This window comes from Mesorhizobium sp. M2A.F.Ca.ET.043.02.1.1 (assembly GCF_003952405.1).
Classification (GTDB): domain Bacteria; phylum Pseudomonadota; class Alphaproteobacteria; order Rhizobiales; family Rhizobiaceae; genus Mesorhizobium.
In genome coordinates this window covers 2,627,425-2,642,689 of the sequence record NZ_CP034445.1, presented here as the reverse complement: position 1 = coordinate 2,642,689, position 15,265 = coordinate 2,627,425, and the positions used below count along the sequence as shown (strand labels likewise).

The following is a 15,265-nucleotide window of genomic DNA, read 5'->3' as shown; positions in this document are numbered from 1 at the left end:
TTTTGTCCTTTCAATCGTCGCCACTTCCTGGCCGCGGCCAACATGGGCCACTCGAAGGCAGCAGACTGGCGGCTATATGGACGGGCTGTGAGCCCGAACCGGAGACATTGGCGAAATCTACAATCTCTATAGCAACGTCAAGGAGAAGCGCGAGGTGTTGCAGATGTGGTCAAATCACATCGAATGGCTGATCAAGCAGGCTGCGGATGACGCTCTGGCGGCGTAGCTGCTGGCATGGGCGGAAGATGCGGCGCAACAATCGTCAGAGCCTCATCGAATTGGAGATCATGCTTGACCAGCAAATGCGCGGCCAATGCTTCGATGGCTGACCAGTGATCGAGTACTAGCCGCGCCGTGCGATCTTCGATCCGCCCCCAATCGGGGCGGCGCGGCATCAGGAACCGCAACTCACCATAGATTCGCTTGGCATCCGCGTAGTCGCTGCTCCCCTCATTCCCATCGGACGCATTCATCGCCATATCGCGCGGGTCCAGATAGCCTTCGAATGCGGATTCTGCAAAAGGACCTGCCAGACACGCAACTATCTCTTGGATCGCTTCATCGCGTTGGAAATGTCGATCCATATCGTTCTCGAAAATCGGCTTTCGCTCCGAGGTGAATCCTTGCGCTGAATAGAAAACCGTGCCTTCGACAAAACCACCGCACTCTCCGTCACCGGCGTCGGGGTAAATACTAACACTTGAGAAAGCAGGGAGTTCACGGTCGTCGTCGAACATCTGACGGTGCAAAACGATGGCGGCCACCGCGTGCCCGGCTTCGTGATGCGCCACAAGCGGCAGATATTGGGAGGCTACCATGCGGTGCGGCTCTCAGATCTAGTTTCCATCCAAGCCCTGATATCGGATTCAAGACATGCGACTCGGCCGGGGGAGATGCGACGCCGCTTAGGGAACAGGCCTGCCTTCAGAGTCGCGCGGTCGCGCTCGAACTGCGTTCCACTGAAGTGCTTCAGGGTCTTTGCCGACTGGCCGGCGGCCCAGGCAAGTGCCCGCTCGCCTTCCACATCTTCAAGCCAAAGATAGAGATCGTCGTCGGGAGCATCCAGCGTTGGACGGACATCAAATGCGTTCATGTCCGGACAGCCTTCAGAAAGAAGGGATAGAGGCTTCCGTTTGATCGGGAACGCTTAGTGTTGGTAGCGGCGCCCACATGTTCGAAAAGCGTGATCATTGATGAGTTCTTCCAGTCGGTGCGGCATCGCAGTGCTTTTGCGCATAGGACCGCAATTGTCGTGCCAACTGGGAAAATCGTTTCGGAACAATGCGATCGCTCTGGCAGCGTTGTGTCAGATGTCCGACATCGTCGAGAATCCGACAACGAGTGCTCCTCCTAATCACCGGATCAACCTCCGGCGCCAGTCGGTGACACCGCATTCCTCTGTCTTTCCAGGAGACGGCGTGGACATCAATGCCGTTCCTCACCGAACCCGCCTCCTAGCCCTTCGCCCATACGTCACGGCCGCCCCCCGGTTTGGCTTCAACCTGAAGGATTACGGCGTCCTCTTCGCAGAGAAGACCGGGTTGTTCGTGGCGCGCGCAGCGGAGCCGAAGGAGCTTTTCTGGGTTGCGGATACTGGCATGTCGATATTACGACCGTGTGTCCTTCGACAAGCTTGGTGGCTTCTTCAACCAGAATCTCGCCGCGGAGATCGAATCGTTATCTGCGCCGCAAAGTGCGGCCGGTGAGCGGCGTGGCCCTGCGTTCCAGTTGGCCACGGTCCTCGCTGGGACGAGCAAGTAAATGGCTTGCGCAGCAATGGTGCGATCACACCTGGAGCACGGCGTCATCAGGAAAGCGCCATCCTTGTGCGCCCACGAGACCCTGGTCGCCATCGGCCGCATCGCGGGGGGCACTGTGGGCGATAACCATTCATTGATCTGGGCGATTGAGGGTTCTGCCGGGGCTATTGCTGCTGGGTAGGGCTGCGGGCTGGCGAGTCTACCAAGGCGAGCAACGACAGGCGAGACGGCAGACATTACGTGACGGAACTTGATATTGCAGTGCAGCAAGCGTAGAGCACCGCGCGCTTATCGGAGTGTCGTCCATGGCCCTTACCAATGCTGGTAACGAGGCAGAACCTGTCCAACAATCGAGCCATTCTGAGGTCGAGCAGCACAGCACCAAGGCGCTGATGTTGGGCGCACTAGGTGTCGTTTATGGCGATATCGGCACCAGCCCGATCTATGCATTTCGCGAGGCGTTGCACGCATCGGCCGGTGGCAACGTCGCCAACCGTGGCGACATCCTCGGCGTACTCTCGCTGATCATCTGGTCGCTGACGATCACCGTCACCATCAAATACATCATGTTCGTGCTCCGTGCCGACAATCGCGGCGAGGGCGGGGTGCTGTCGCTGATGGCGTTGGCGCGCAACAGTTTCCCGACCCGCTCGGCGGTGATCCTCGGCATCGGCATCGTCGGCGCGGCGCTTTTTTTTGGCGACGCCGTCATTACGCCGGCAATCTCGGTACTGTCGGCGGTCGAAGGTATGAATGTCGTCACGCCGACGTTCCAGCCCTATGTGGTGCCGCTGACACTGGCCATCCTGGCGATCGTGTTTGCGGTACAGCGGTTTGGCACCGGCGGCGTAGGATTGGTGTTCGGACCCGTTACCGCGCTGTGGTTCCTGGCCATCGGCCTTTTCGGGCTCAACCACATCATGGACGACCCGGAAATCCTGCTGGCAATCAGCCCGCATTACATCGTGTCGTTCCTGGTCAACTCGCCTGACGTTGCCTTCGTTACGGTTGGTGCAGTCTTCCTCGCCGTCACCGGAGCCGAGGCGCTCTACGCCGACCTCGGCCATTTCGGCCGCAAGCCGATCGTGCTCGCCTGGCTGGCGATCGTGTTCCCTTGTCTGTTGCTCAATTATGTCGGGCAAGGCGCCTTCGTGCTGGCAAATGGCGGCGTTGTCGGTCATCCGTTCTTCGAGATGAACCAGGGCTGGACCCTTATTCCGATGGTCGTGCTTGCCACGGCGGCGACCGTGATCGCCTGCCAGGCGGTGATCTCCGGCGCCTATTCGCTGACCAGGCAAGCGGTACAGCTCAACATGCTGCCGCGCCTGGAAATCCTGCATACGTCGGAAAGACAATCCGGCCAGATCTATATGCCGCGCGTCAACATGCTACTGGCGCTCGTGGTGATGCTGCTGGTGGTCGGCTTTGGCGAATCCAGCAAGCTTGCCTCGGCCTACGGCGTTTCGGTGACAGGCAACATGCTGGTGACGAACATACTGCTTTATGTCGTCATGACGCGCATCTGGAAATGGCCGCTCGGCGTCGCGATCGCCTTAATGGCGGTGTTCGTCTTGATCGATACCGGCTTCTTTGCAGCTAATATCGTCAAGGTATTCGAAGGCGGCTGGGCCTCGCTTGCCATTGCCGCAGTGATCGTGATGACCATGTGGACTTGGATAAGAGGCAGCAGGTATCTATTCGACAAGACGCGCAGGAACGAGATTCCGCTCGATTTCCTTGCGGGCAATCTGTTGAAGAAGAAACCGCAGCTGGTGTCCGGTACGGCCGTGTTCCTGACCAGCGATCCCGCCAGTGCGCCGACCGCGTTGATGCACAGCCTGAAGCACTACAAGGCGCTGCACGAACAGAACGTCATCCTCTCTGTGGTGACGGCGCAGCAGCCCCTGGTGCCCGACAGCGAGCGGATCAAGATGGAAACGATCAACGAGCTGTTCATGCGGGTGACACTGACCTTCGGCTACATGGAACAACCTAACATTCCGCGTGCGCTCGCGATCTGCCGCAAGCAGGGTTGGAGGTTCGACATCATGACGACGTCCTTCTTCCTGTCGCGTCGCTCGCTCAAGGCGTCACCCAACTCCGGCATGCCGGTGTGGCAGGACAAGCTGTTCATCGGCTTGGCGCGCACGGCCGCCGACGCGACGGAGTATTTCCAGATCCCGACCGGACGTGTGGTCGAGATCGGAACGCAAGTGGCCGTTTAGGCATGCCCGCTCAAGCAGAATCAATTGGCATTTCGCGAGCCGGTGAATGCCTAACCGGGCGGAGGCCACGATGCTGGCGCCAAACTGGGGTCCGGTTCCAGGCCCGAAGCTTTCCGCATTGTCTCGCCGACCCACCAGTCGAGATGCGCTGAAACGACCTCGCCGGGCAGCAACTTATCATTTGAACGTAATCGATGTGCCGCAAGTCCGACCTTCATTCTTTCAGTTCACAGGCTAGCGTTGCCAAAATCGGCGTGCCGCCTAACCGGCGCCGCACCGTGACCTGTCAGGATGCTATGCAGGCGCGAGGCAGAAGCTGGCTCGAGGCCGCCGGCCTGGTGCTGGTCCGGCAGCGGCCGGGCTCGGCCAAAGGCTTCATGTTCCTCTGGAGGATGAGACGGGGTGCGGCAAACGTCGTCGTCTGGGTCAAGATCTTCGAGAAATTCCGGCGCGTGCTTCTTGCGTCGGCCATGCTCGGCGTCCGCGGACGCGTCCGGCGGGAAGAGGAGGTGGTGCACCTCGTCGCCCACGAGCTGACCGATCTGTCGGCTGGGCTGGCCAGCGTGGGAAACCGCAAGACGCAGTTTCCGTTGCCGCACGGCCGAGGGACGAGGCTCATCACGGCGGATCGGGCATCGATCCTCGCGGCATGCCGAAGGGGCGCGACATCGTCGATGCAGTATGACCATATCGACCCTATCAAGTTCAAGACGCGTAACTTCTGGTAGCGCTTCCGGAGGCCACTTCAGCAGCATGTTGTGCACACTTTTGTCGGGCCCTGTTAACTGCCGATTGGCAGCAGGTCACCCCGTGCCGGATCCCAAACGTCGTCGCTCTCAAGCGCAACGACTGCCCGCACCTTTTTAAGTCAGCGAGCACCTCCACCGCCGGATGCCGCCCCGTTTCCTGAGCCGCGGCGTAACGGGTGTATTTGTGACTGTCCGGCTCAAACCACTTCAACGATTCCAAAGTAGCCATGGCGTCGCCCTTGCGGCTGCGCGTGATGCGAATGATCGTGATCCCATCCTCAGCGCTGGCGTCGAATGGAGACACGCTGCCAACGCTTCATCTGCTCTACCCCATCTTTGTTCCAAGGCGGTCGGATCATCTCGATGAGCGCTGCCTCGGGGCCGGCGGCCGTTGGCCGGGAGGCCGTTTCACCCCAGCGTCGACGAAACGGCGATGTAAACCTCGAAGTGGTCCCGGCGCCCACCTTCTCGGCGGTGATCTCGTTCAGCCAGCCTACCACGCATAACACACTAAGGCTCGCAAGGGGTTGTGAACACTCTCGAACCACTTGCTCACCTCCAAGCGGTGTCTATCAACTCACAACCAATATGACATGTAGGACCGCAGCCTGACGATGTTCTGAGACACAATGGAAGCAGCTCACTGACTGGCGTAGGCTGGGTGTGCAGGTCCAGACAGATGTGAGACGGATGGCTTGAGAAAAGTTCGGGGGTCTCCGAAGCTGAAGTTGCGAAGATCAAACTTCAGGAGAACCCCCGATGCAGGTTTTTGGCCTGCCGCGTCATGTTATCAGAGCCGGTGCTCTGGCGTCACGGATCGCGGCGAAATCCCTATCGAATGAAGCCGCGATCCGTGTGGACGCCGTCAGGCGCTGGCAAAGCGCACGCGCCGCCGGCCTGTCGGCCGGTGACGCGGCCAAAGCCGTTGGTGCCTCGCGCGCCTCCCTCTACCGCTGGGCCAAACAGCCCGAACTCAGGTCGCGGCGGCCGCGCCGGGTTCGCCGGCCGCAATGGAGCCCGGCGCTGGTGCAAGCCGTCGAGGAGTTGCGCGGCGACAACCCGATGTGGGGCAAGCGAAAGCTGGCCTGGCTGATCCGCCGCGAAGGCGTTGCGGTCTCAATCTCCACCATCGGCCGCATCCTCACCAGCCTGATGCGGCGCGGTCTGGTCATGCCGGTCCCGACCTTGCGCCGCAAGCCCGGTGGCCGTCGCTTCCGCCTTGTCGGCAAGCGCTACGCCAGACGCCTGCCCAAGGGCCTCAAGCCGAAATGGCCCGGCCAGATCGTCCAGATCGATACCGTCTTCGTCAATCTCGCCCCCGGCAAGGCCGTCAAGCACTTCACCGCCTACGATCCGGTCGCCAAATGGACCGTCGCCGGCATCGCCGGCCGGGCTCAAGGCGTCCCTTCCGGCTTCGTTCGCCATGCTGACTGACCCGGGCGTTCGCCACGCCTACAATGAAGCGTTCGTTGCCGCGGAGGTGCGCAAAATCCAGCCATTTTTCGACTCCTTTTTCGATCAGCAACGCGAGGCATGTATCCGCCTGGAGGACAACAATCTGCTCGTCGCCTCGGCCGGGTCGGGCAAATCCGCGACCAGGGTCTGCAAGGTGGCCAATGTCCTGGAAAGGCAGCTCTACCGGCCCGATGAGATCCTGCTTCTGGCCTTCAATAAGAGCGCAGCAGATGAACTCAAGACCAGGATCGCACGACAGCTACATCGAGGAAAGCGCGCTGGAGTCCCGCGTCACGACGTTTCACCGCTTGGACGGGGCATCATTAAGGAGGTCGAAGGACGCCCGCCCCAGCTTGCAGAAGTTCCACACATTTGAGAAGCGATGTACCCAGCGCTGTCGAATCACATCGGAGCGCCGACTCAGCGTGAATTTCATCACTCTTGGCGACCTTTAAGGGCCAAACCGGCGCTTGGACGCCCACCAGACTCACGTCATGGCTCGGTGCGCAAGATGCGAGCGATCCGTTGCCCTTCCCGTACGCTTATACGATACACAATTGCGAACGTTCCGCCAACAAAGTGAAGTAACGGCGAAATAAAAATGTAAATTGTTTTCACATATCTTCCCCTTGCTTCTACCGTAAGCCCGGTGTTTTATTGCCTTGATAAGGTCCGCTTTTGGCACGCAAACCAATAAAATAGCGCGACTGTACTTATGAAAGGAACCCAAGTGTGTGCCGCAGAGGCTGTAAAGGCCGCTCATTTCCGCAACGTTGAACGCGTAGGATTCATTGGTACGGGCAGCATGGGGCGACCAATGATCGCAAAGCTCCTGCATGCGGGCTATCAGGTGGACGTCTACGACATCGATCCCGCGGCTGCGAAAGACGTGGTCGAAAAGGGAGCACGGTGGCATGACGCACCACGCGACGCGGCGCGCGATTGCGAGATCGTCATTACCTGCCTGCCGCTGCCACACGACGTCTTTGACAACATGACTGGCGAGCAAGGCGCTTTGGCCGGAATGGCACCGGGGAGCGTATGGATCGATACGTCCACTACCGACTACCACAATACGATCGAGATCGCCCGCCGGGCGGCAGCAATTGGCGTGCATTCGCTGGAAGCGCCCGTGAGCAACCTGTCCCACATGGGAGTCGATTTCGCCAATGTCAGCTTCTTCGTCGGCGGGCCACCGGAGGCCTATGAGCGTTGCGGGAAGGTGTTGCAAATCATGGGAGCCATCTCCTTCCATGTCGGAGACATCGGTCAGGGCCAATCAGTCAAATTACTGACGAATCTACTCTTTTACGCTGCGGCTGTTGCAAGCGGCCATGCGCTCTGCCGAAGTGTGCGCGAGGGCGTTCCAGCGCAGCAGGCGTGGCGTAAGTTTGTCGCGTCGCCCGCAAACTCCGTTGCAGTCGAGCAGTTCGTCCCATTTCTCCTGGATGGCAGCTACGATCGCTCTTGCACTTTGAAGATCACGGTGAAGGACATGGGCTTGACCGTCCAGCTGGCGGACGAACTCGGCGTGGGATTGCCGATCGGGCGCGCGGTCGAAAGGCGCTATTGCGAGGCGGGACGGAAGTTCGACCGATACGACAGCCATCTGCGTGTCGTGGAACTGGCGGAGGTGGTCTTCGGCGTTCGACTAAAAGTGCCGGGCTACCGCGCGCCATCCAAATACGGTGCCGACTCCGCGCATCCGCCGGACCAGGAATTCCTTACCGATCCCGTCGGACGGATCAAACCGAAGCGTGAGCACGTGTTTCCGCTCGGCGACGTCCCACTCAGTGACATCCAGATTCGTTTGCTCAGGTCGCTGGTCGGCGAACTCACCCACGTCAATCGCCTGATCCTTGACGAGGCGTTTGATCTTGGGCGCGGCATGGGCCTGAGCGATGCTCTGATCTGCGACGTTATTACCTGGAGCGTAGGCGCCTCCGCATTGTCGGATACCCATGCTCAGCAATACAGCAACGAACCGCTTATAAAACCAGCCGCGGCAATTGCGCCGCCGATGAGAACTGTACCGCACCTAATTTGCCCCTATACGGAGGAATTGACATGAATACCCTCGATCAGGGGACCGCACTGGAGCAAGCCGCACGCAAACGCATCAAGGATTCCCATGCGCTCGACGGCGACGTCGATCGCTTGGCACGCTTTTATCGTGAATGGGCAAGTTCCTACGAGTTGGATGTCGGCCGGGATGAATACTGCGGGCCGGCGATTGTTGCGGAACTGGCGGGCACGGTGCAGACAGCCTATTTGGCCAATAAGCGAGCAGCCATCGCAATCCTGGACGCCGGCTGCGGAACGGGCCTCGTCGGCGTGGAACTGGAACGCCTCGGCTTCCGGTTGATCGACGGGATCGACCTCTCCGAGGAGATGGCCGAACAGGCCCGGAAAACCCGCGCATACCGGCATGTCCGAGGCGATGTCGACCTTAACGGGCCGCTCTCCGGCTACTCCACCGCGAGCTATGACATTACGGTCTGCTGCGGCGTCTTCACGCTCGGGCACATCCGACCGGACGCACTGCGCGAACTGGCTCGCGTGACGCGCCCCAACGGATTCATCATCGCAAGCACCCGCAAGAGCTATGCGGAGACCACATCCTTTGGGGATGAAGTGCGGCGTCTACAGGATACGGGCGTGCTTGTGACGGCCCAATGTCTCAACGACGGAAAATACATCGCGGAGGAGGGCGCGCATTACTGGGTTTTCCAGGTGACCGATAAAGCCAACGCACCAATGAAGGAGCAACAATGATCACGCTACCGCAAATCTCACTGGCGAAACTGTCATCCGATGCAACGCGACACGAAGAGCGCGATCGCCTTCGCCTGGCCTGCGAGGTGTACGGGTTCTTCTACCTTGAGCACGGAATCCCGAAAGAACAGATCTCCGAAGCGATCAAGGCTTGCCGGCGGTTCTTCGCGTTGCCACAGTCGGCAAAGGAACGCTTCGGTCACTCCGCACAAAACGTGTACCCTGCTACCGCTCGTGGGTACAGTCCATTGCACGGGGAGGTGCTACATCCCGACGCCGGCCCCGATCCGAAGGAAATGTTCGACCTCGGTATCGAGAATGAAGGTGACCGGCGTCCGTTTGCTGGTCGCACACGCCTTCCGGATGACGCGTTAGCTCCTGGTTTCGCTCGAAGCCTGCTTGCTCTGCAGGCTACCGTGGTCAACGAGGTTGTGCCGCAGCTCGGGACCGCGCTGGCCGACCTGCTCGATATGGAAGAGGGCTGGTTCCCACGCCATTTCAGCCCGCCGACGGTCCTTCAACGCGTGATCCGATATCCATCTACTGGCGGCACAGCTGGAAAGCATACCGACAACGGGTTCTTCACGCTGCTGCTGCAGGAGGAACTCCCCACGCGCTCCTTGCAGGTGTGGTTCGGCGGGCGTTGGATGCCGGCGCCGAGCCTCCCCGACAGTCTCGTGGTCAATCTGGGCGACATGCTTCAGGCCCTAAGCGACGACCGCTTCAGGAGCACGCCGCATCGGGTCGTACACAGTGGTCCGGCCGAACGAATTTCCCTTCCTTTCTTTATCTATCCTGACATCGACGCTCGCCTAACTTCCCGGCAAGGAAAGCACACCTTCAGCGTCGCGGAAGTGATGCTACGCAACTTCGAGTCAATCTGGGAAACCAGGAATGGCGCCGGACGCGCGCGAGAGTTGCAGTAAGCCGTTCGGTTTTCTCGAGCTTGCGCAAATATGGTGAGGACGCACCGCTCAGGTTCGGCAGCGGAAAACACCGCTCCCGAATCTCGCGGCGTAAGCCTGATCGGTAGATCCACGCTGTGCGAGCTAGACTAGCGTGCTGCGCGTAAATCCCACGCCATCGTCGGTGGCTTCGGCCCGTTCGGCTGGCAGTCCGTCTTCTGTGGGCGTCGTCTTTCAGATCCTCGAACGCCACCGCCAACTGGTCGATCTACCGCGATGAACGCTCCGAACCGTCGGCAGTGGATCTGGCGTTCGAACTTAGCAATTCGTATCTGCCGGCCAATCAGCGCGCATTCTCCGACGCCTTCGCACCGTGACCGTGAGGTCGGCCGATTTCCAAACCTTCGCACGCTCGACCGCCAGGGCGATCAACGAAACTCGCTATCAGTGAGCAACAGTCTTGGAGAAAATGTTGATCACCACGACACCGCAAATAATCAGAATGATCCCCAATATCGCAGGCAGGTCAAGCGGCGACCTATAGACGTGAACGCTCACCATAGCCGTCAGCACCATGCCGACACCGCACCAGATTGCGTACGTGACACCCAGGGGGATCAATTTGAGGGCGTGGGAGAGAAAGAACAACGCGACAATAAAGCTGGCGATGGCAGCTGCAGTAGGTCCAAGCTTCGTGAACTGCTGTGTTCTGGGCAACAGCGATGAACCGATGATTTCCGACACAATGCCCAATACTAGGGCGCCGTAAGCTGTGACCAGAGGGTTCATACAGTCATTTTCCCGGGCGACGCCTGAAAAGCCTTAGCACAAAGATGTGCAGCCATGGGGTACGGCATTTTCTCGGCAACAGCGAGGTCCATTCGATTGGGGAGCGCCATGGGAATCCCATTGTCGTGGTCCTAACTCACAAGTCGCTATGGCTCCGCCCGGTCGCCACCGCGGGTACAAGCGCCTTCAGAACATCAGTCATGTTGAGCGTACCCACCCGAACTCCGTCCGAGTGTACCGCGAAGGATTTGTCGGCGACGCCATGGGATCGCAGGATCGCCCGCTCCAAGGTCTCGTCCCCGTCCAGGACTTCATAGCCGTCGTCCTCGGTGATCGTCTTCTCCATTACCGATCGGACGCGAAGGACGCGTGCGCGGTTGATATCGCTGACGAAGTCTTCAATGTAAGAGTCGGCGGGGTTGAGGAGAATGTATTGCGGCTCCCCCTGCTGCACGATCTCGCCGTCCTTTAAGATCACCAGGTGGTCCGCAAGCTTGAGAGCCTCATCGAGGTCATGTGTGATGAATACGACGGTCTTCTGGAGGTCCTTCTGCAGTTCGAGGAGAAGGTCCTGCATGCTCGACCGGATGAGTGGGTCCAGCGCTGAATAGGCTTCATCCATGAGCATGAGCTCGGAGTTCGACGTCAGAGCCCGGGCGAGGCCGACGCGCTGCTGCATGCCCCCCGAGAGTTGGTGGGGATACAGCGCCTCCGAGCCCGCCAGACCGACCCTGTTGAGCCACTTGCGGGCCGTCTCGTCGGTCTTTGCCCGTCCGTCGCCGCGCACCGAGCACGGCATACCGGCATTCCTTAGGACTGTCTCATGCGGCAGCAGCGCAAACTTCTGAAAGACCATCGACATCTGAGTGCGGCGCAGCTGCCGGAGCCTCGCCCGATCGAGTTTCATGATGTCCGTCCCGTTGACTATGACCTCACCCGCCGTGGGGTCGATAAGGCGGTTGAGGTGACGGATCAGGGTCGATTTTCCAGAGCCCGAGAGGCCCATGATCACCGTGATCTCGCCTTTTTTGATCTCAACATTAATGTCGCGCAGCCCGAGCACATGGCCGTGGGCCTGCAGCATGTCTTTCTTATGCATCCCCGACTTCGCGTAAGACACCATGGCCGGCGCATTGTTGCCGAAGATCTTATAGAGGTTGCGGATTGATACGAAACTCTCGGTCATACTCATGTCCGCGACTGGTGCATCTTGTTGACGCGCTGGAGGGCAGCCCGGCTGACCCGGTCGAGCACAATGGCGAGGAGAACAATGCCGAGGCCTGCGACGAGGCCGACGCCGAGTTCAAGTTTGTTGATACCTCGCAGGACAAGGGTTCCCAAGCCAGGCGCAGACACCAGCGAAGCGATCACGACCATGGATAAAGATAGCATGATGGTCTGGTTGATCCCCGCCATGATGTTCGGCAACGCGAGCGGCAACTGGACGCGATAGAGCTTTTGCCAAGAGGTCATGCCAAACGCCTCCCCCGCTTCCAGAACGTCCTTGTCCACCAGCCGAATGCCCAGGTTAGTGAGCCTGATAGATGGCACCACGGCGTAGAGAATGATTGCTATGCCGTAGAGCTTCGGCTCCGTGACACTGAACAGAAATATTAGCGGGATAAGATAGACGAAGGTGGGCAACGTCTGCAGCAGGTCTAGAAAAGGCGTCAGCCAACGCTCCAACCGATTACTGCGTGACATCGCAATGCCGATAGGCACACCGAACAGGACGCAGATGAACGTACAGACCATTATGATGGCGAGCGTCTGCATCGCGTAGCCAAAATGGTCAATGAACGCCAACCCAAGGAACGCCACCAGCACGAACATCGTCACGCCGATGCGACGCCCGGCAAAATGGGCGATGGCGACCAGGATCAGGATCGCGGCCCACCACGGAAGCATTTGCATGATGTCGATGGCGTTACGCAAGGCCCAACTCAATGGCTGCGTAACCGGATCCAGAACGACTTTGATGGGATCTTTCACATTCAGGAACAGGCGTTCCAACCCGGCAGTCATGTCGCGGGTGCGAGGGATGGCGCCGCAGGCCTTGTGAAGGGCGTCCAGGGATGGAAACGGGAAAGATTCGGTTCGGTCGGTCCCCGCGGCGCCAGTCTTTGCAAGTAGATCGTCCATCGACATGGGACCACCGATGGCGCCGACGTCGCACCACGACCGCAGTCCCAGCGAGTCAAAAGCTCTTTCGTACGCTGCCATGTGTCGCCTTAAATCGCGGTACTCCGGCAGCCGGGCTCATCAGCGCGTGGCACCGGAATTGGACGAGAGGTGCTTGTCGACGTGCTTGAGGTTGCCAAATCAGTGAACAGCCCGTCACGTCCATTAGGTGCGGAGTCCAAGTGAAATGATGGATCTCACTTCAGGACTGCCGCAAGCTTTTCCTTGGCTTCGGGGCTGAGCCAGTCCGCCCAAATCGTTTTGTAGGTGGTCAGAAAGTGAACCGCAGACTCATCGGCCGAAGCCTTCTTGCTATCCTGCCAAGCCAGGGTTTCGCTCATCTGCTCATTTGTGAAGTTCACCTTGGACATAAGCGCTGCAATCTCCGGCTCGCGCTTCTCGAAATCCGTCGTGGCCGCGGTAACGACCTCTGCCGGCGGATAATCTGACTTGCCCGGGGTCTTGCATGTCTCGACAGCATTACAGGCGTGGATATCAGCCACGTACGGCCCGATATCGACCTTGACCATCTTGTACTTGCCGAGAACAGACGTCGGGCCCCAATAATACCCAAACCAGGGCTGCTTGTTCTCGTTGGCTGCGGCGATGGCCGCGGCCAGGGTCTCGCCGGAACCGTGGTTGAAGACTTCGATGCCATTGCCCTTGAAATCAAAAGCTTCGGCCAGATGGTCGTTCGTGATCTTGCAGCCCCAGCCTTCCGGGCAGTTATGGAATTTGCCGCCGACCCAGTCGGGATGAGCCAGGATACCGTCGATTTTCGCAAGCTCGGGATGCTCGTCAACCAGGTACTGCGGGACCCACCATGCATCGATGCCGCCGGGTGTCAGGACATGGCCCAATGTTTTGACCTTGCCGGCGGCCACCAGGTCTGGATATGCCGGCGCACCGTTGAGCCAGAGCTCAGTGACGATGTCGGGACGGCCGGTCTCTGCGACCGAGGTGACCGCGGTAGCCGTAGCCGAAGGGACAACCGTGACCTTGCAGCCGTAGCCCTGCTCCATCAGGAATTTGGAGACTGCCGTGACGATCGAGCCCGAGGCCCAGTTCATTTCTGTAATGGTGACGTCGCCGCATTTTGCTTCGGCCGCCGTGGCGGCAAGGGTGGCGACGAAGGCAGCAGCAGTAAATTTAACCGTGCGCGAGAGCATTGTTTTCTCCTGTTGGTGTTCCAATTCCAGGCGATGTCCCCGGTAGTCAGAGTCTACCAGCGGTTCCCCGCATCAGAAATTATCGAAACATTCGACAATTAACTAATGAATATAATTCGACCCTAACATCGAGTTGTTCGATGCAAAAATTCGTCAGTCTATGGCAAAACGTTTCACCGCAGCCTCATTGAACGTGAAACCGGTGCCTGGACGGCCAGGAATGAGGATGTCGCCGTCGACGATCTCCATTTCTTCATGAAACAGCGGGGCATACCAGGGCATGTGTTCCACGGAGATGCAATTGGCTGCAGAGCCGGCGATACTCAAGCTGTGCTCGGTAAAAATATGGGTAGAAATCGGCAGTGAGTAAGCTTCCGCCAAGGCCGCAACACGGCGCATTTCGGTGAGGCCGCCGATCCTCTGGAGATCCGGCATCAATACGTCCGCCGCGCGCGCCTCGATTGTGTTGCGAATGCCGAAGCGTGTCCACTCGGTCTCACCTGAAGCAATCGCCATGTCGAGCGCATTCCGGACCTCGGCCTGACCAACGAGGTCATGGACTGTGACCGGCTCTTCAAGCCAGCCGATGTCGAGCTCCTCAAGCATCCTGCCAAGACGGATGGCCTGCTTTGGCGTGAGCGCTTGGTTGGCGTCCGTCAGGAGTTCGATAGAGGGCCCGACCGCCTCCCGGACTGCCCTGACACGCTCGAAATCTTTTCGTGGGTCCGGATTGCCGACGCGCACCTTCATCGCACGGAAACCCTGGTCCAGAAAGATCGCTGCCTCATTAACCAGTTCGTCGATGTTCTGGGAAAGCCAGAGGCCGCCGCTGGCATATGTGCGAATGCGATCCCTGCAGGCCCCGAACAGATGATGGAGCGGCCGGTCCGCACTTTTGCCGATCAGATCCCAGCAGGCCGTGTCAAGTGCGGAGAGCGCCGAGATCGTGACGCCTGCATAACCGGTCGCGTTAATTTCGGACCAGATCGCAGAATTGATCGCCGTCACATAGTGAGGATCCTGGCCCACGATGCGATGCGAGAAGCCGCGCACCATCTCGTCGAAGGCTTTAAGCCGGACGGCATTCAATGTGAAGATATAACTCTGGCCCACCAGCCCTACATCGGTTTCTAGATACACGAGCAGGCACCCGACGGAGCGCATATTATGAATGGCCGTGGTGATCGGATTGGCAAAAGGCACGTCCGTCAGTCGGGTCTTCAACGTGGTGATTTTCATGTCATCTCTCTGGCTTTG

14 protein-coding genes are annotated in these 15,265 nt (G+C 59.2%); 7 read left to right on the top strand and 7 right to left on the bottom strand.

Translation table 11 applies throughout. The features are described from left to right. Positions 1-191: 191 nt before the first annotated feature. Both EJ068_RS12580 and EJ068_RS12575 read right to left on the bottom strand, forming a co-directional pair. Entirely contained in the window at positions 192-818 is a 627-nt protein-coding gene (locus tag EJ068_RS12580) for a hypothetical protein (RefSeq protein WP_129554561.1), read from the bottom strand. After that, positions 812-1,093: an AlpA family phage regulatory protein gene (locus EJ068_RS12575; RefSeq protein ID WP_129554560.1), complete on the bottom strand. Its 282-nt coding sequence runs from the start codon at positions 1,091-1,093 to the stop codon at positions 812-814. The genes EJ068_RS12580 and EJ068_RS12575 overlap by 7 nt, the downstream gene beginning before the upstream one ends. A 972-nt stretch (positions 1,094-2,065) precedes the next feature. On the opposite strand from EJ068_RS12575, the gene EJ068_RS12570 reads away from it, so the two are divergent. From EJ068_RS12570 to EJ068_RS12540, 7 genes are all read left to right on the top strand, one after another. Further along, positions 2,066-3,985, top strand: a complete 1,920-nt coding sequence (locus tag EJ068_RS12570; RefSeq protein WP_129554559.1) for a potassium transporter Kup — start codon at positions 2,066-2,068, stop codon at positions 3,983-3,985. Between the two features lie 194 nt (positions 3,986-4,179). After that, entirely contained in the window at positions 4,180-4,713 is a 534-nt protein-coding gene (locus EJ068_RS12565; RefSeq protein ID WP_189512617.1) for a DNA polymerase-like protein, read from the top strand. A 780-nt stretch (positions 4,714-5,493) separates the two neighbouring features. Continuing rightward, entirely contained in the window at positions 5,494-6,168 is a 675-nt protein-coding gene (locus EJ068_RS12560; RefSeq protein WP_129554558.1) for a helix-turn-helix domain-containing protein, read from the top strand. Next, positions 6,158-6,565: a UvrD-helicase domain-containing protein gene (locus tag EJ068_RS12555; protein WP_129554557.1), complete on the top strand. Its 408-nt coding sequence runs from the start codon at positions 6,158-6,160 to the stop codon at positions 6,563-6,565. Before EJ068_RS12560 ends, EJ068_RS12555 begins: the two co-directional genes overlap by 11 nt. A 339-nt stretch (positions 6,566-6,904) precedes the next feature. Next, positions 6,905-8,260 (top strand): NAD(P)-dependent oxidoreductase, encoded by a 1,356-nt coding sequence (locus EJ068_RS12550; protein ID WP_129554556.1) that lies wholly within the window; start codon positions 6,905-6,907, stop codon positions 8,258-8,260. Further along, positions 8,257-8,964 (top strand): class I SAM-dependent methyltransferase, encoded by a 708-nt coding sequence (locus EJ068_RS12545; protein ID WP_129554542.1) that lies wholly within the window; start codon positions 8,257-8,259, stop codon positions 8,962-8,964. Before EJ068_RS12550 ends, EJ068_RS12545 begins: the two co-directional genes overlap by 4 nt. Beyond that, positions 8,961-9,890, top strand: coding sequence for a 2-oxoglutarate and iron-dependent oxygenase domain-containing protein (locus EJ068_RS12540; protein WP_127295856.1), 930 nt, complete (start codon positions 8,961-8,963; stop codon positions 9,888-9,890). The genes EJ068_RS12545 and EJ068_RS12540 overlap by 4 nt, the downstream gene beginning before the upstream one ends. 423 nt (positions 9,891-10,313) lie before the next feature. Here EJ068_RS12540 and EJ068_RS12535 read toward each other — a convergent pair whose 3' ends face one another. The 5 genes from EJ068_RS12535 to EJ068_RS12515 form a co-directional block, all read right to left on the bottom strand. After that, positions 10,314-10,658 (bottom strand): SMR family transporter, encoded by a 345-nt coding sequence (locus EJ068_RS12535; protein WP_129554555.1) that lies wholly within the window; start codon positions 10,656-10,658, stop codon positions 10,314-10,316. A 136-nt stretch (positions 10,659-10,794) separates the two neighbouring features. Continuing rightward, positions 10,795-11,850, bottom strand: coding sequence for a betaine/proline/choline family ABC transporter ATP-binding protein (locus EJ068_RS12530; RefSeq protein WP_210212046.1), 1,056 nt, complete (start codon positions 11,848-11,850; stop codon positions 10,795-10,797). After that, the gene (locus tag EJ068_RS12525; RefSeq protein WP_245463406.1) at positions 11,847-12,806 is read right to left on the bottom strand and encodes an ABC transporter permease subunit; all 960 of its coding nucleotides are present in this window, start codon (positions 12,804-12,806) and stop codon (positions 11,847-11,849) included. Before EJ068_RS12525 ends, EJ068_RS12530 begins: the two co-directional genes overlap by 4 nt. Positions 12,807-13,036: 230 nt before the next feature. After that, a complete protein-coding gene (locus EJ068_RS12520; protein ID WP_129554552.1) occupies positions 13,037-14,008 on the bottom strand; it encodes a glycine betaine ABC transporter substrate-binding protein in 972 nt (323 codons plus the stop codon). Between the two features lie 153 nt (positions 14,009-14,161). After that, positions 14,162-15,247: a mandelate racemase/muconate lactonizing enzyme family protein gene (locus EJ068_RS12515; protein ID WP_129554551.1), complete on the bottom strand. Its 1,086-nt coding sequence runs from the start codon at positions 15,245-15,247 to the stop codon at positions 14,162-14,164. Positions 15,248-15,265: the final 18 nt, after the last annotated feature.